Genomic DNA, 14978 nt, shown 5'->3' with positions numbered 1-14978 from the left:
CAGTTGTCGTAACGGATGACGACCAGCCGGTCGGTCCCGGATTCGGCGCCCCAGACCTCGCCCGGCCGGCCCAGCATTTGACGCACATTGGCGCCCGCCCGGTCGCTCGGAAAGCTCTCGAAGGTTTCGGTCGCCGGGTCGAAGCGGACGATGGCGTTGGCGGCGAAGTCGGTCAGCCAGACCTTGTCGGCCTCGTCGACGTAGACGGAATAGGTCTTCGGGGCCTCGCCAGGCAGCTTCCAGGTGCGCCAGCTGCCGTCGCGGGGGTCGTGGACGCTGACGTTGCCGCTGTTCCACTCGCTGACCCACAGTCGGCCCTCGCTGTCGGACCAGATGCGCCGCGCGCCCTGGTTTGGGGTTGGCGGCTCGACGATCATGGCCTCGCCCGTGTCGAGGTCGACCTTCGCGATGTGGCTGCCGGCCAACGAGGCGTACCAGATGTCGCCCGACGGGGTGGCGGTGATGCCGTACGGCCCCCGCCCGCGCGGCGCCCGCCAGACCTGCATGTCGCCGGTCGCCGGGTCGAGCCGGCCATAGAAGCCGGTCTGGCCGGTGAACCAGATGCGTCCGCGCCCGTCGAAGGCGGCGGTGTTCATGTTGATCGGGCCGGTTTCCTCCGGCAGCGGCCAGACCTTCACCTCCCGCGTCTGCCGGTCCACCCGCACGATGGCGTTCTGGCCGCCGTCCGTGATCCAGGCGTTTCCATCAGGACCGACGATCACCCCGTGCGGCGCCGAGCCCTCGCCCAGCGGCACGATCACCGTCTCGCCGGTATCGGGGTTCAGGATGCCGTGCGCGCCGCCGCGCTGGACCGTCCACCACACCTCCTCGCCGTCGGCGGTGACGGCGACGTCATGGGCGCGGCCGCCAGGCGGCACGTCGTAATAGCGGACCTGCTGCGCCGAGGCGGGCAGGGACAGGGTGCAAGCCGCCAGCGGGGCGGCGAGGGCGATCCAGAAACGGTTCACGGCGGCTCCTCCTCGGTTCGACCGGGGAAGCATAGCGCAAAACCGCGCCGGTTCAGCCTTCGACTTCGGTCTCCGGACGGTCGTGCCCGTCGGCCCGCTCGGTGATCCAGCGTCCATTCGCATCGGCGTATTCGATCAGGGCGCTCTCGTCCGGCACCTTCTGCTCGCGCGCCGCCGCCGCCGCCGCCGCCCGAGCCGAGTCGTGGTCCGGATAGGTTTCGGAGAAAGTATCGCCCAGCCGGTAGGCCCAGCCTCCGTCGTGCTCGACGATGCGATAGGTGATCTGGACCATGGGTGGTTCTCCAGCGGACCGGCATCTGACGCCGGACCGAAGTCGAACGCAAGGCAGGCTGGGCAGTTGCGGACCGGGCGGACCGCTCCCGGCCAGGAACCCGCGGGCCGGACAAAAACAGCGGACGGTGCATCCGGTGGTGCGCCCGGCGCCGACTACCCTATGAAGGCGAGGCGCCGGGCCTGCCGCGAGGGGTGATCGACGATGGAAGACCTGTTCCGTTCCTATTGGTGGCTGCTTTTCCCGCTGGCCTGGTTCGTATTCGGCGGCTTCTCCAGTTTTCTGAACTACCGCCGGCAGAAGGACACGCTGAAGCTGATCCAGAGCTATGCCGAGCGCGGGCAGGAGCCGCCGCCGGCTCTCCTCAAGCTGCTGGAGCAGCCGATTGACGACAGCGGCGTCTGGCATCCCTCCTCGGGAGACCGCAGTGGCCGGCCGGGCGACGGGGCCTGGTTCTCCGTGGTGCTGTTCGGCGTCATGGCGGCCGGCTTCGCCTACGCCAGCTACGCCGACATCTATGGCGCTGGTCAGGCCTTCCTGATTGTCAGCTTCGTCCTCGGCGCCCTGTGCCTGGCGTCGCTGGTCTCGGCCCTGCGGAGCGGCGGGCGCGATCCGCGGCGCTGAATGACGGGCCGGAACTCACGGGATGGGGGAGTTTCACACCGACGCCGAACTGGTGAGCCGGGCACTCGCCGGTTCGGACGCGGCCTTCTCGCGTCTGGTGGAGCGGCATCAGGCGGCGGTGCGCGCCTTTCTGCGCCGGGTGCTGGGCGGCTGGGCGGAGGCGGACGATGTCGCGCAGGAGACCTTCCTCTCTGGCTGGTCGTCGTTGCGTTCATTGAGGGAGCCGGCCGGCTTCCGGCCATGGCTCTGCGGCATCGCGTGGCGCAAGGCCCAGGACCGCATCCGCTCGTCCCGGCGGGCGGCGGCGCGGGACTCGGTCTGGCTGGAGGCGGTGCAGGCGCCGGCGGGCGTCTCCCCCGAAGACAGGCTCGCCATGGCCGCCGCGATGGCGGATCTTCCCCCGGACGTGCGGGCCTGTGTCGCCCTGTGCCTCGCCGAGGGATGGTCGCATGGCGAGGCCGCCATGGCGCTCGGCCTGCCGTTGGGGACTGTGAAATCCCATGTGAACCGGGGCCGCACCCGGTTGTTGAATGCGCTCGGAGGTTCTGATGACGCCTGAACAGAAACTCGCCGCCCTGTTCGCCGCCGGGACGCCGCCCGCGCGTGATCCGGGCTTCCAGGCCGCGGTGGCCCGGCGAATCGCCGCGCGCCGGGCCTGGATGACTGTCGGGGCGCTTCTTCCGTGGGCGGTCGCGGCCACGGCCCTGCTCTGGGCGTCGGGTCCCGTGATGGCGCCGCTCGCCGAGGGCTTGGCTGCGGTGATCCAGCCCACAGCGGCCGTGCTCGCGACGGGCGCGGCGACGCTGCTCGCGGCGCGCTGGCTGTCCCGCCGTTTCAGACCAGCCTGAGCCTTACGGCCGTTTCAGACCAGCCTGAGCCTTACGAAAGTTTCACGCTCGCCATCGCATCCGTACGACGCATCCGGCGCCTCTTGTCGTCATAAGGCCGAAGCATCACGCTCCGGTTTCGAGAAAGAGGGGATACCCAAATGGATATGACGCCCATTCTGATCGTCGCCATCGTGTTCAGCGCGATCACCGCCATCATCTTCGGCCCGAGCTACCTGAAATCGCGCGAGCGTCGCGAAATCCAGACGACGGTCCGTCACGCCATCGACAAGGGCCAGGAACTGCCGCCCGAGCTGATCGACGCCATGACCCGCGACGTCGCCAGCAAACTGCCGTCCCGGACCCGCGATCTTCGCCGCGGCGTCATCTGGCTGGCCGTCGGCATCGGTGTCGCCGCCTTCAGCTATCTGACCTCCCTGAGCTGGAACGACCACGAGATGAACGAAGCCATGGCGGCCACGCTCGGCCTCGCGGCCATTCCGGCCACCGTCGGCATCGCCTTCATCGTCCTCAGCTTCTTCAACCCGAACAAGGAGTAGGGGCCGGTACGACAGGGGGACATGTCATGACCCAGGCCTTGGTCGACCGGCACGACGTCGAGCTCGCCGCCCTCGCGGCGGCGGGCGGACGGCGGGAGTTCGGGGAACTCGTGCGCCGTCACGGTTCGGCGGTGCGCGCCCTTCTGCGGCGGATGGGGGCCCAGCCCTCGCTCGCCGACGACATCGCCCAGGACGCCTTCATCCAGGCGTTCCAGCGGTGCGGCGAGTTCCGCGGCGAAGGGACGTTCGCGGCGTGGGTCAAGCGGATCGCCGCGCGGCTCTATATCAAGCGGGTCGCCAAGGAAGCCCGCTATGTCGCTGAAATCGAGACGGAAGACGCCGCGCCCGCCACCGATCACGCGGGTCTGGTCGATCTCGATGAAGCCCTGAAGGCGCTCAGCGAGCCCGAACGCCTCTGTGTCTCCCTCTGTCACGGCGCGGGCATGGCGCATCCCGAGATCGCCTCCGCCCTGAATTTGCCACTCGGCACGGTGAAGTCTCATGTCAAACGTGGTCTGGATAAACTCCGCGCGCGGCTCCAGCCGGAACCCGCTCAAACCCTGGGGAGAACGCAGCATGTCGGCTGACGAGTTCGATCCCTTCGTGGAGCGTCTGTTCGCGCGCACGCCCGCCATGCCCGACGCGCCCCTGTTCACCGCCAAGGTCGAGCAGCGGCTGCAGAAGGGCTCCCGCGCGCGCTTCCTCGCCCTGTCGCTGGCCGGTCTGATCGGCGGCGCCGTGGCCGTGCGCGAGACCATGCAGGTCGATATCGATCTGGCCGCCCCTGGGGGCGTGGTGGCCGGCGACGCCCTGGGGCAGGGCATCCAGTCCGCGTCCCTGAATGTGCAGAGCACGGTCCAGTCCGGTCTCGAGCAGATTGGTCTGGCCAATCTGGAGCTCGGCTCCATGGGCGGCATGCAGCTGTTCTGGATCGCGGCCGGCGCCCTGATCGCCCTCGCCGCGGCCGGGGTGATGAAGCTGTCGCAGGAAGTCTGAGCCGGCTCCGTCGCCTCGACCGCCCCGATCGAAGGATGACGGGCCGGCCGCGACACCCTATCTAGGGCTCCGAAGAGGAGGCCCGCCATGTCGAGCCAGAAGCAGGAAGCCGTCCGCCGCATCGCCGCACCCGACATCCGGGCGCGAAAGGGCGGCGAACCGATCGTCTGCCTGACCGCCTATGACGCCCCCACGGCGGCCCTGCTGGACGACCATTGCGATCTGCTGCTGGTCGGCGACAGCGTCGGCATGGTCGTGCACGGCATGCCCAACACGGTCGGCGTGACCCTCGAGATGATGATCCTGCACGGCCAGGCGGTCATGCGCGGCTCGAAACGGGCCATGGTCGTCATCGACATGCCCTTCGGCTCCTACGAGGGCGGCAAGGAGCAGGCCTACGAGAACTGCGCCCGGGTCATGAAGGAGACCGGCGCCCAGGGCGTGAAGCTGGAAAGCGGCCCGACCGTCGCCGAAACCATCGCCTATCTGGTCCAGCGCGGCATTCCAGTCATGGGCCATGTCGGCCTTCGCCCCCAGGCGGTGCTGACCGACGGCGCCTTCAAGGCCAAGGGCCGCACCGACGAGGAGCGGCTGCGGGTCATGTCCGAAGCCGAGGCCACCGCCGACGCCGGAGCCTTCGCCATCGTCGTCGAGGGCGTGGCGGAAGGCCTGGCCCGCGACATCACCGAGGCGGTCGACAAGCCCACCATCGGCATCGGCGCCTCCGCCGCCTGCGACGGCCAGATCCTCGTCACCCCGGACATGCTCGGCCTGTTCGACTGGACGCCGAAGTTCGTCCGCCGCTACGCCGACCTGCGCTCGGAAATCGACCGGGCGGTCGGCACCTACGCCGAGGACGTCAGGGCCCGCCGTTTTCCTGCCGAAGTCGAGACCTACTTCTCGAAAAAGCCGGTTTCGCCGTAACGGCCGCGTTGCGGCGGGAGAGACGAGCCTCTAGGGTCCGGCCGGTTGGATTTTCTGCGACTTTTGGGGCGACGTTTCCGTGGTTGATGTCTTCGATCAGGTCGAGGAGGAGCTTCGCTCCGATCGATACAAGCGGCTGGCCCGCACCTGGCTGCCGGTCGTCGGCGGCGTGCTTCTCGTCGCCCTGATCGCCGCGCTGGCGTGGTGGGGCTGGCAGAAGATGGAGACGTCGAAGGCCGACAAGGCCTCGATCGCCTATCAGCGCGGTCTGGAATCGCTCGAATCGAACAATCTCGTCGGGGCCGACGCCGCCTTCACCCAGGCCGCCGACCAGGGCAACGCCGCCTACAAGGCGCTGGCGCTTCACCACCGCGCCGGCATCGCCGTGCAGCAGGACCGCATCCCGGCCGCCGTCGAACTGTTCGACGAAGCCGCCCAGGCGTCCCGCGACCCGCTGATCCGTGACGCCGCCGTCTACAAGGCCGCCCTGCTCCTGATGGACACCGCCACCCTCGAGGACGTCACGGCCCGGCTCGAGCCGCTGACGGAGGAGGGCCGGCCCTTCCGCGCCTTCGCCCGCGAAGCCATGGCCATGACCCAGCTCCAGCACGGCAAGACGGCCGAAGCCCGTCAGACCCTGGTGGTTCTCAAGAACAGCCTCGACACCCCGCGCGAAATCAGCCAGCGCGCCGAACTGGCCATTTCCTCGATCGACGACGGCACGGCGCCCAGCCTTCCGCCCATCACCGCGGCGATGGGGCAACTCGAAGCCCGGGCTGGGGCCGCTCGCGCCGCCGCCGCCTCCGCGCCGCGCGCCCCAACCGCCCCGGCCGCGCCGGTCCGCCCGTGAATCCCGCTTTCAGGACGTCCGCCATGAACCGCGTGCTCAAAGTCGCCCTCCTGTGCGGCCTCGCCGTCACCGTCGCCTCCTGCGGCACGGTCCGCAGCATCCTGCCGTTCGGCCTCGGCGGCTCCGACGCGCCGCAGGCCACCGCGACCGAGGGCCAGCGCATCTCGGTGCTGGAGTTCGAACAGCAGCTCGCCCCGTCCGCGGCCCTGTCCGGCCGCGACTTCTTCCTTCCGGGACCCCAGCCGGCCACGGCCTGGACCCAGCCCGGCGGCAACCCTGAAAACGCGGTCGAGCACGTCGCCGCCGCCCCCGACTTCGCCATCGCCTGGCGTCGCGACATCGGCGCCGCGTCGTCGAACACCCGCCAGGTCATGGCGCCCGTCGTCGCCGACAACGGCCGCGTCTTCGTCATGGACGGCGAAGCCACCGTCACCGCCGTCGATTCCTCCAGCGGCTCGGTCGCGTGGAAGGTGAGCGTCAAGCCGGACGAGAAGGAATTCCGGCGCAGCATGTTCGACCTCAACCCCTTCGGCGGCAGCTCGACGGGCGGCGGGTTCGGCGGTGGCGTCGCGGTCGGCGGCGGCAAGGTCTTCATTTCCTCGGGCTACCGCACCGTCACGGCGGTCGACCAGGCCACCGGCGCCGTCCTCTGGACCACCCCCGTCGACGTGCCGATCCATGGCGCGCCCACGGTGGCCGGCTCGCGGGTCTATGTCGTCGACGTCGAGAACCAGATCTTCGCGTTCGACGTAAACAACGGCCAGCAGGTCTGGGCCTATCGCGGCATTCCCGAGCCGGCCCGCATCATGCGCGCTTCCAGCCCGGCCGTGACCGGAGAGACGGTGATCGTGCCGTTCTCGTCGGGTGAACTGGTCGCCCTGCGAGCCTCCACCGGCCAGCCGGTCTGGCAGCAGGTGCTGTCGCGCACCAGCCGCACCAGCGCCCTGTCGGAGATCCGCGACATCGCAGGCCGCCCGGTGGTGAGCCGCGGCGTCGTCTACGCCGTCAGCCATTCCGGCCTGATGTCGGCTATCGACGTCCGCACCGGCCAGCCGAAGTGGCAGCTGCCCGTCTCCGGCGTCAACGCGCCCCTGCCGGTCGGCGACGTCGTCTATGTCGTCTCCAAGGCCGGCGAGCTGACGGTTATCAACCGCGAGACCGGCCAGATCTACTGGACCCGCGACCTCAACGAGGGGCGCATCCGTCAGGAAGGCGGCTTCTTCGGCTTCTTCGACCGCACGGTGCGGCCGGTCTGGTCGGGGCCGCTGCTCGCTTCGAACCGGCTGGTGCTGACCAACTCGGACGGCGAACTGGTTGCCTTCGACCCGAAGACCGGGCTGCAGACCGCCACGGTGCGCGTCGGCCCCGCCTTCATCGCCCCGGCCGCCTACAACGGCGCACTCTACGTGCTCACCGACCAGGGCCAGCTGGTCAGCATTCGCTGACCGATCGCTCCATTCTGCGTTAGAAGGCCGACATGGCTCTCAAGGTCGCCATCGTCGGCCGCCCCAATGTGGGCAAGTCGACCCTGTTCAACCGCCTCGTCGGCAAGCGCCTCGCGCTGGTCGACGACCGTCCGGGCGTGACCCGCGACCGGCGGTACGCGGACGGCAACATCGGCGACATCGACCTGACGCTGATCGACACCGCCGGCTACGAGGACGTCACCGACGAAAGCCTCGAGGCCCGTATGCGCGAGCAGACCGAGGCCGCTATCGAGGACGCCGACCTCATTCTGTTCATGATGGACGCCCGCGAGGGGGTCACCGCCCTCGACCGCATCTTCGCCGACCGCCTGCGCCATCAGCACAAGCCGGTGATCCTGCTGGCCAACAAGTCCGAGAGCCGCGAGAGCGGCGGCGGCATCGGCGAGGCCTATGCGCTGGGCTTCGGCGAACCGGTGGCCATCTCGGCCGAGCACGGCGAGGGCATGGCCGATCTCTACGCCGCCGTCGTCAGCGCCAGCGCCGACATCTTCGTCGAGGAGGTCGACGAGCCCGACAAGCCGATCCGCATCGCCATTATTGGCCGCCCCAACGCCGGCAAGTCCACCCTGATCAACCGCCTGATCGGCGAGGACCGCATGCTGACCGGTCCCGAGGCCGGCATCACCCGCGACTCCATCTCCGTCGACTGGCAGTACGAGGGTCACAACATCCGGCTGGTCGACACCGCCGGCATGCGCCGCAAGGCCCGGGTGCAGGAGAAGCTGGAGAAGCTGTCCGTCGCCGACACCATCCGCGCCATCACCTTCGCCGAGGTGGTCGTGCTGGTCATGGACAAGGACGACGCCTTCGACACCCAGGATCTGCAGCTCGCCGATCTGGTCGAGCGCGAGGGCCGGGCCCTGGTCTATGTCGCCGCCAAATGGGACCTCGAGACCGAACCCCAGTCGAAACTGGCCAAGCTCCAGCAGATGGCCGCGGACAAGCTGCCCCAGCTCAAGGGTTCGCCCTTCGTCGCCTTGTCGTCGCACAGCGGCCGGGGCGTCGAACGGCTGATGCCCGCCGTGCTTCAGGCTCACGCCACCTGGTCGGTCAAGGTCAAGACCAAGGACCTCAACACCTGGTTGGCCATGGCCACCCAGAGGCACCCGCCGCCCGCCGTCGACGGCAAGCGGATCAAGCCCAAATACATGGCCCAGACCAAGGCCCGCCCGCCGACCTTCGTGCTGATGGCCAGCCGCGCCGAGGCCATGCCGGAGCAGTACAAGCGCTACCTGATCAACAGCCTGCGCGAGTCCTTCGACCTGCCGGGCACGCCGATCCGTTTGATCGTTAAGGCGGGCAGCGAGAACCCCTATGCGCCCGGCGGCTCCAAGTCCGGTCCGGAACGCTACAAGGGCGACGCCAAGACCGCCCCGCGCCGGGTCATCAAGAAGGCCGAGAAGGCCGAACGCCTCTCCAACCTGCCCGGCAAGGCGCTGGAGCAGAAAAAGGCCGGCAAGGGCAAGAGCAAACCGCTGTCCGGCCTGAAGTCGAGCGCCAACAAGAAGGCCGGCTCCTCGGTCGCGGTCCAGAAGGGTGCAAGAGGCGGGGCGCGTCAGGTCTCCCGCTCCGGCCGCGTCCGCACCGGCCAGAAGCACGCGCCGAAGAAGTAGAAACCGTCTTCAGGCCCCGGCGCGGGCGGGAGAGTCCGCGGCGCCGTCATCGCCGGCCCCGCTCAGCGCCTCGTCGACCGCGGCCAGCAACCGTGCCGCGGTGATCGGTTTCGGGATGTGGCCGTCCGCGCCGGCCTCGATCCCGGCGCTCACGTGCTCCGGCAGGGTGTTGGCCGTCAGCATCATCACCAGCGTCGGTGGCCGGCCTTCCGACCTCTCCCACTCCCGGATCGCGCGCACCGCCGACAGGCCGTCCAGCACCGGCATCTGCATGTCCATCAGCACCAGGTCGAACACCCCGGCCCGGAAGGCGTCGAACGCCTGCGCTCCGTCCTCGACGCAGGTGGTCTCCGCCCCCGCGCCGGTCAGGATCAGGTCCACCACCTTGCGGTTGGTGGCGTGATCGTCGGCGACAAGAACCCGCAGCGCGCCCTCGAACTCGGCAGGCGTCGAGCCTTCAGACGTGGTGACCTGCGTCGCCTCCGCCGGGCGCAGCGGCAGGTCGACCCAGAAGGTGGAGCCCTCGCCGGGGTTGCTGACGCAATCCATCTCCCCGCCCATCAACTGGGCCAGTTGCTGGCAGATCGCCAGACCCAGACCGGAGCCGCCGAACCGCCGGGTGATCGAGCCGTCCGCCTGCTCGAAGCGGCGGAACACCCGCCCCTTGTCGGCCGGATCAAAGCCGACGCCGCTGTCCTGCACGGTTAGCCTCATCACGCCGGGCCGCTCGACGCCGGCGCTGACCTCGACTCCTCCCGTCTCGGTGAACTTGATGGCGTTCGACAGCAGATTGGTCAGGATCTGCCGCGTCCGGGTCGGATCGCCCTCGACGGGACCGTCGAGCGCTGGATCGATGGTCAACCGCAGCGCGAGACCTTTTTCCTCGGCCTTCAGCCGGGACAGGGCGACCGTGCTCCGGATCGCGTCGCCCAGATGATAGACGGTCTGTTCGACGGCGATGGCGCCGGATTCGACCCGCGCCAGATCGAGAATGTCAGAGAGCAGCCGCTCCAGCGTCTCGCCCGACGACCGGATGATCTCCGCGATCTCGCGCGCCTTGTCCGGAAGTCCGCTGCGGCACAGCATGTCGGCCATGCCGATGACCCCGTTCAGGGGCGTACGGATCTCATGGCTCATATTGGCGAGGAATTCGCTCTTGGACTTGTTCGCCGTTTCGGCCGCGGCCTTGGCAGTGGCCAGTTCCCGGGCGTTGCGCTCGAGCTCCGCTTCGCGGCGCTTCAGATCGGTGATGTCGACGGCGATCGAAACCATGCCGCCATCGGCCAGCGGCCGGTCCTCGAACCGGTAGCACCGGCCGTTCGGCTGGTCCTGTTCACGCGGCTCCGAAGCCCGGCGGCGTTCGGCGAGCCGTTCCGCCAGCCAGGCCTTCTCGCGTCCCGCGGCCTCAGGATGCCGGCCCTTGGCGAGGTCGAGGCGCAGCAGATCGGTGAAGGTCATGCCGATCGTCAGGGTGCGGGCTCCGCCGTCGGCCCCGCCCGCCACCTCATACTGCCGGTTCCAGATGACCAGCCGGTCGTCGGCGTCATAGAAGGCCAAGCCCGCGGGCAGGACCTCCAGCGACTCCCTCAGATAGCTGAGGTAGGATTCCTTGGCGGCGTCGGCTTCGCGGGCCCGCTTCACGGCCAGCTGGAGGCGGGCTTCCCGCCGGTGCTCGGCCGTCACGTCGCGCGATGTCGCCAGCAGACGGACCACGGCGCCGTTCGGGTCGCGAACCGGGGACACTACGGTGTGCCACCACCTCATCTTGCCCTTGGCGGTGGGGCAGCAGGCCGTAAATTCGGAGGCCACGCCGCCGCGGGCCTGATCCAGCGCGGCCCTGAGCGCCGGACGGGCCTTCGCCGGCCATAGTGTTTCCCAAAGCCTGCCCTGATTGAATTCGAAGCGCTCGATCTCGAGTAGCTTGAGGCCGTGATCGTTCATGTACTCGACCACGCCGTCGAGGTTCAGGATGCGCATCACATCCTGACTGGCGCGGGCGACGGCCGCGAAATACCCCTCGCTGAAATCTGGCGCCACGCGCGTCACTCCGAATCCGGACGATAATCGCGCCGAAATTGCAAAGGCTTGCTGAACGCAGCGAAAAGGAGCGTCGCGAGGGTCAGATCAGCGCGGCGACGCCCGGTCCCTGGCTCCACTCCCTGAAGCTGACCTCCAGCGGCGGCTCCACGTCGCCCCGCGCCAGCTCGACCATCAATGGTCCGATGGCCGACGGATGGACGACCGTCTCCGGATCCTCGCCGGGATAGGCCTGCGCCCGCAACTGGGTCCGCATCCGCCCCGGATCGACGATCGCCACCCGGATCGGCATCGACTCGATCTCGTCGGCCCAGCATTTCATCAGCGCCTCCGCCCCCGCCTTGGTCGCGGCGTAGGCGCCCCAGAAGGCCTTGGGCGCACTGGCCACGCTGGTCGTTACATAGATCGCCCGTCCGGCGTCCGACGCCTTCAACAAGGGCTCCAGCGAGCGGATCAGCCGGTAGACGGCGGTAAAATTGGTCTTCTCGACCTTGGCGAAGCCGCGCGGGTCGGCGTGGCTGACGGGCGTCAGCCCCTCGGCTCCCATGGTCGCGGCGGCCTGCACCCAGATGTCCAGCCGCCCGAAGCGCTCGAAGATGGCCCCGCCCATCCGGTCGATGGCGCCGCCGTCCACCAGATCGAACGGGATCAGCGTCGCGTGTCGACCCGTCGCGGCGAAGATGGCGTCGTCCAGTTCCTCAAGCCCGCCCTGCGTCCGCGCCGTAGCGATGACGTGCGCCCCGGCCCTGGCCAGCGCCAGCGCGCTTTCGTAGCCGATGCCGCGCGACGCGCCGACGACGAGGGCGATGCGGTCTTTCAGGGGAAGCTCTGACATGGCGGCCTGATAGCGCGCCGCTCCGCCCGCCGAAAGCGAAACCGGCTCAGTAGCCGGCGGCAGGCTGCCACAGGCTGAAGCTGACGCCCTGATCGTCCTCTACCACCGCCGTCAGGCCCGATTTGGTCTCGGAGGGCACCGCGGCCTTGCCGCCCAGCGCCGTCACCTGCTTGCACACGGCCTCGACGTCATCGACGCGGAAATACAGGTGCGGAAAGTCCTTGGCCCGCTCCACCTTGGTGAATCCGAACGGCGGGTCGCTGTCGGCGACATGGGCGTAGGTCGGATGCGACGACGCCTCGTCGAACGTCCAGCCGAACAGGGCGCTGTAGAAGGCGCGAGCCTTTTCGATATCGGGCGTGTCGATCGTGAAGTAGCCGAGCTGGATCATGCGCCTTAAGCGCTGACGAGCAACGAAAGTTGCCGGGCCGCCACCTCGCGCCCGCCTTCCTCGATCTCGCGGTCGAGCAGCCGGGTCGGATATTCGCCGGTGAAATAGTGGTCGGTGAATTGCGGATGCCGCGGATCGCGCGGACCGGCCTCCATCGCTTCGTAGAGCCCGTCGACGGACAGGAAGCCCAGCGAGTCGACCTCGAGGTGCGCCCGCATCTCCTCCAGTGTCTTGTTGGCCGCGATCAGCTGGTCCCGTTCCGGCATGTCGATGCCGTAGAAGTCTGGCCACAGGATCGGCGGCGAGGCGGACCGCAGGTGAACCTCGGCGGCGCCGGCCGCGCGCACGGCCCGCACCAGCTTCACCGAGGTCGTGCCGCGCACGATCGAGTCGTCGATCAGCACCACCCGCTTGCCCTCGATCACCGAGCGGTTCGGGCTGTGCTTCATGCGCACGCCCTTCTGCCGGGCGCCCTGGCTGGGCTGGATGAAGGTGCGGCCCAGATAGTGGCTGCGGATGATCCCCATTTCGTAGGGGATGCCGCTCTCCTGGGCGTAGCCCAGCGCCGCCGGAACGCCGGAGTCTGGCACCGGCACCACCACGTCGGCCTCGACCGCGTGTTCGCGCGCCAGCCGCCGGCCCATGCGCTTGCGCACCTCATAGACCGACTTGCCGTTCACCACGCTGTCGGGGCGCGAGAAATAGACGTACTCGAAAAGGCAGGGCCGCGCCGCGCGGGTGGGGAAGGGCTTCAGCGACTGCAGCCCGCCCTTGTCGATGACCACGATCTCGCCGTGCTCGACATCGCGCTCGAAGGTCGCGCCGATGGTGTCGAGGGCGCAGGTCTCCGACGCCAGCACCCAGGCCTCGCCCAGCCGGCCCAGCACCAGCGGCCGGATGCCCAGGGGATCGCGGGCTCCGATCATCTTCGAGCGCGTCTGGCAGACGAGGGCGTAGCCGCCCTCGATCCGTCCCACCGCATCGATGAAGCGGTCGACGATCTTGGCCTTCCGGCTGCGTGCGATCAGGTGGAGGATGACCTCCGAATCCGACGTCGACTGGAAGATCGCGCCTTCGCCGACCAGCTGGTTCCGCAGGTAGAGGAAGTTGGTCAGGTTGCCGTTGTGGGCGATGGCGATGCCGCCCTGGTCCAGATCGGCGAACATCGGCTGGATGTTGCGCAAGAAGCTGCCGCCGGCCGTCGAATAGCGGGTGTGGCCCACCGCCGCCGTGCCGGGCAGGCGATCCGGCAGATCCGCGCCGCCGAAGGCCTCGCCGACCAGCCCCATGTGCCGTTCAGTGTGGAAGCGGGTGTCCTTGACGCTGGCGATGCCGCAGGCTTCCTGACCGCGGTGCTGCAGGGCGTGCAGGCCAAGCGCCACGATGGCCGAGGCCGCGTCGGGTTCCGCGCCCCACACGCCGCAGACGCCGCACTCGAGGCGAAGCTGATCGTCGTCGGCCTCCCGCCAATGCTGACGGTGAACGACGGGTTCGGCGATGGAATGGCGCATCGTCGGGGCTCCGATGACCGGGTTACGCGACTAGGGGGCGGCGCGCGGGGAGGTAGGCCTGGATTTTGTCGGGGGCAAGGCTTCCTCGTCCGAAAACCCTTTGCTCACGGATGAACTGACCACCGGCGTCAAGGCGTCCACGCCGCGTCCGATGCCCGGCAGGATGATCTGGATGGCTCGCGCCGCACCTTCGGTGAGGGGCTGCAGGGCCGCTTCGGTCAGCCAGCGCGGCGTCTTCTCGCCCGGCATGGCGGCGACGATGACCAGATGGATCGCGCCCAGCAACACCAGCGCCCGCGCGGCTCCGACGAAGACGCCGATGAACCGGTCGACGCCGGCCAGCTGCGGATGCGCCTGCGCCCGCTTCGACAGGGCAGACCCGAAGATGCGCACCCCGAAATAGATCAGCAGGAAGGAGGCGACGGCCGCCAGTATGGTTCCGCCCCAGTCCGGATCGACCAGCCCGCGACCGATCGGCGCCGTCACCGGCAAGGCCACCAGCGCCAGAAACGCCGCCAGGATGAAACTCAGCAGGGTGATGATCTCGCGCGTGCCGCCCCGCACCCAGCCGGCGGCGGCCGAGGCCAGGATGACCAGGATGGCGATGACGTCGAAACCGGTCATGAGCGCTCGGGAAGGGGACGTTCCGTCCTCAGTAGCGGTTTTGCGAGATTCGTTCGACCGCCTCGGTCAGCCGGTTCACCGAGGTGACCCTGACCCCCTTGTCCTTCACTGTCAGCGGTGGCGACAGGGCCTGGTCGAAGCCCAGCTTCTGAGCCTCGCGCAGCCGCGCCTCGGCCCGCCCGACGGCGCGGATCTCGCCGGACAGGCTGATCTCGCCGAACACCACGCAGCCCTGTGGCAGGGGCATGTCGGTGGCCGAGCTGACCAGCGCCGCCGCCGCCGCCAGATCGGCCGCCGGCTCGTTGATGCGCAGCCCCCCGGCCACGTTCAGATAGACATCCTGGTCGCCGAAGCCGAAGCCGCAGCGCGCCTCCAGCACCGCCAGCACCATGGGCAGCCGCCCGGTGTCCCAGCCCACTACCGCCCGGCGCGGCGTGCC

The 14978-nt window shown here is 69.1% G+C and carries 18 protein-coding genes; 10 read left to right on the top strand and 8 right to left on the bottom strand.

The features are described from left to right. Window positions 1–968 (bottom strand): virginiamycin B lyase family protein (locus VEC04_RS06990; RefSeq protein ID WP_324775224.1); only part of this gene is annotated, 968 nt, incomplete at its 3' end. Window positions 969–1020: 52 nt separating this feature from the next. Continuing rightward, window positions 1021–1260: a hypothetical protein gene (locus VEC04_RS06985; protein ID WP_324775222.1), complete on the bottom strand. Its 240-nt coding sequence runs from the start codon at window positions 1258–1260 to the stop codon at window positions 1021–1023. Between the two features lie 204 nt (window positions 1261–1464). Between VEC04_RS06985 and VEC04_RS06980 the strand changes: the two genes are divergently transcribed. The 10 genes from VEC04_RS06980 to der all read left to right on the top strand — a co-directional run bounded on the left by VEC04_RS06980 (window position 1465) and on the right by der (window position 9141). After that, window positions 1465–1884 (top strand): hypothetical protein, encoded by a 420-nt coding sequence (locus VEC04_RS06980; protein WP_324775220.1) that lies wholly within the window; start codon window positions 1465–1467, stop codon window positions 1882–1884. 22 nt (window positions 1885–1906) lie between these two features. Further along, window positions 1907–2443: an RNA polymerase sigma factor gene (locus VEC04_RS06975; protein WP_324775218.1), complete on the top strand. Its 537-nt coding sequence runs from the start codon at window positions 1907–1909 to the stop codon at window positions 2441–2443. Then, a complete protein-coding gene (locus VEC04_RS06970; RefSeq protein WP_324775216.1) occupies window positions 2433–2732 on the top strand; it encodes a hypothetical protein in 300 nt (99 codons plus the stop codon). The genes VEC04_RS06975 and VEC04_RS06970 overlap by 11 nt, the downstream gene beginning before the upstream one ends. 140 nt (window positions 2733–2872) lie before the next feature. Further along, window positions 2873–3271: a DUF6249 domain-containing protein gene (locus VEC04_RS06965; protein ID WP_324775214.1), complete on the top strand. Its 399-nt coding sequence runs from the start codon at window positions 2873–2875 to the stop codon at window positions 3269–3271. A 26-nt stretch (window positions 3272–3297) separates the two neighbouring features. Beyond that, on the top strand, window positions 3298–3858 hold the full coding sequence (locus VEC04_RS06960; RefSeq protein ID WP_324775212.1) for an RNA polymerase sigma factor: 561 nt from the start codon (window positions 3298–3300) through the stop codon (window positions 3856–3858). Next, window positions 3848–4267 carry a hypothetical protein gene (locus VEC04_RS06955; RefSeq protein ID WP_324775210.1) on the top strand — a complete coding sequence of 140 codons (420 nt, stop codon included), beginning with the start codon at window positions 3848–3850 and terminating at the stop codon, window positions 4265–4267. The genes VEC04_RS06960 and VEC04_RS06955 overlap by 11 nt, the downstream gene beginning before the upstream one ends. An 87-nt stretch (window positions 4268–4354) precedes the next feature. Continuing rightward, a complete protein-coding gene (panB, locus tag VEC04_RS06950) occupies window positions 4355–5191 on the top strand; it encodes a 3-methyl-2-oxobutanoate hydroxymethyltransferase (RefSeq protein WP_324775208.1) in 837 nt (278 codons plus the stop codon). A gap of 79 nt (window positions 5192–5270) precedes the next feature. Beyond that, a complete protein-coding gene (locus VEC04_RS06945; RefSeq protein WP_324775206.1) occupies window positions 5271–6041 on the top strand; it encodes a tetratricopeptide repeat protein in 771 nt (256 codons plus the stop codon). 23 nt (window positions 6042–6064) lie between these two features. After that, entirely contained in the window at window positions 6065–7486 is a 1422-nt protein-coding gene (locus tag VEC04_RS06940) for a PQQ-binding-like beta-propeller repeat protein (protein WP_324775204.1), read from the top strand. Between the two features lie 32 nt (window positions 7487–7518). Next, window positions 7519–9141, top strand: coding sequence for a ribosome biogenesis GTPase Der (der, locus tag VEC04_RS06935; RefSeq protein WP_324775202.1), 1623 nt, complete (start codon window positions 7519–7521; stop codon window positions 9139–9141). 9 nt (window positions 9142–9150) lie between these two features. On the opposite strand, the gene VEC04_RS06930 is transcribed toward der, so the two are convergent. From VEC04_RS06930 to VEC04_RS06905, 6 genes are all read right to left on the bottom strand, one after another. Next, window positions 9151–11178 carry a hybrid sensor histidine kinase/response regulator gene (locus VEC04_RS06930; RefSeq protein ID WP_324775200.1) on the bottom strand — a complete coding sequence of 676 codons (2028 nt, stop codon included), beginning with the start codon at window positions 11176–11178 and terminating at the stop codon, window positions 9151–9153. Window positions 11179–11260: 82 nt separating this feature from the next. Then, a complete protein-coding gene (locus VEC04_RS06925; RefSeq protein ID WP_324775198.1) occupies window positions 11261–12013 on the bottom strand; it encodes an SDR family NAD(P)-dependent oxidoreductase in 753 nt (250 codons plus the stop codon). Between the two features lie 46 nt (window positions 12014–12059). Beyond that, window positions 12060–12404: a VOC family protein gene (locus VEC04_RS06920; RefSeq protein WP_324775196.1), complete on the bottom strand. Its 345-nt coding sequence runs from the start codon at window positions 12402–12404 to the stop codon at window positions 12060–12062. Between the two features lie 5 nt (window positions 12405–12409). Beyond that, window positions 12410–13915: an amidophosphoribosyltransferase gene (purF, locus tag VEC04_RS06915; protein WP_324775194.1), complete on the bottom strand. Its 1506-nt coding sequence runs from the start codon at window positions 13913–13915 to the stop codon at window positions 12410–12412. 30 nt (window positions 13916–13945) lie between these two features. Further along, on the bottom strand, window positions 13946–14539 hold the full coding sequence (locus VEC04_RS06910; RefSeq protein WP_324775192.1) for a CvpA family protein: 594 nt from the start codon (window positions 14537–14539) through the stop codon (window positions 13946–13948). Between the two features lie 28 nt (window positions 14540–14567). Further along, window positions 14568–14978: magnesium chelatase domain-containing protein (locus VEC04_RS06905; RefSeq protein ID WP_324775190.1), on the bottom strand; the 411-nt coding region annotated here is incomplete at its 5' end.

The organism is Brevundimonas sp., assembly GCF_035626535.1.
GTDB lineage: Bacteria > Pseudomonadota > Alphaproteobacteria > Caulobacterales > Caulobacteraceae > Brevundimonas.
The sequence above is the reverse complement of the archived record's forward strand: the minus strand, read 5'-3'. Positions and strand labels throughout refer to the sequence as shown.

Excerpts from the sequence above, each read along its gene's own strand:
- VEC04_RS06960 (WP_324775212.1), top strand. The coding sequence starts at position 3,298 with ATGACCCAGGCCTTGGTCGACCGGCACGACGTCGAGCTCGCCGCCCTC.
- VEC04_RS06975 (WP_324775218.1), top strand. The coding sequence starts at position 1,907 with ATGGGGGAGTTTCACACCGACGCCGAACTGGTGAGCCGGGCACTCGCC.
- VEC04_RS06940 (WP_324775204.1), top strand. The coding sequence starts at position 6,065 with ATGAACCGCGTGCTCAAAGTCGCCCTCCTGTGCGGCCTCGCCGTCACC.
- VEC04_RS06965 (WP_324775214.1), top strand. The coding sequence starts at position 2,873 with ATGGATATGACGCCCATTCTGATCGTCGCCATCGTGTTCAGCGCGATC.
- VEC04_RS06920 (WP_324775196.1), bottom strand. The coding sequence starts at position 12,404 with ATGATCCAGCTCGGCTACTTCACGATCGACACGCCCGATATCGAAAAG.
- VEC04_RS06925 (WP_324775198.1), bottom strand. The coding sequence starts at position 12,013 with ATGTCAGAGCTTCCCCTGAAAGACCGCATCGCCCTCGTCGTCGGCGCG.
- panB (WP_324775208.1), top strand. The coding sequence starts at position 4,355 with ATGTCGAGCCAGAAGCAGGAAGCCGTCCGCCGCATCGCCGCACCCGAC.
- VEC04_RS06955 (WP_324775210.1), top strand. The coding sequence starts at position 3,848 with ATGTCGGCTGACGAGTTCGATCCCTTCGTGGAGCGTCTGTTCGCGCGC.
- VEC04_RS06970 (WP_324775216.1), top strand. The coding sequence starts at position 2,433 with ATGACGCCTGAACAGAAACTCGCCGCCCTGTTCGCCGCCGGGACGCCG.
- purF (WP_324775194.1), bottom strand. The coding sequence starts at position 13,915 with ATGCGCCATTCCATCGCCGAACCCGTCGTTCACCGTCAGCATTGGCGG.
- der (WP_324775202.1), top strand. The coding sequence starts at position 7,519 with ATGGCTCTCAAGGTCGCCATCGTCGGCCGCCCCAATGTGGGCAAGTCG.
- VEC04_RS06910 (WP_324775192.1), bottom strand. The coding sequence starts at position 14,539 with ATGACCGGTTTCGACGTCATCGCCATCCTGGTCATCCTGGCCTCGGCC.
- VEC04_RS06985 (WP_324775222.1), bottom strand. The coding sequence starts at position 1,260 with ATGGTCCAGATCACCTATCGCATCGTCGAGCACGACGGAGGCTGGGCC.
- VEC04_RS06980 (WP_324775220.1), top strand. The coding sequence starts at position 1,465 with ATGGAAGACCTGTTCCGTTCCTATTGGTGGCTGCTTTTCCCGCTGGCC.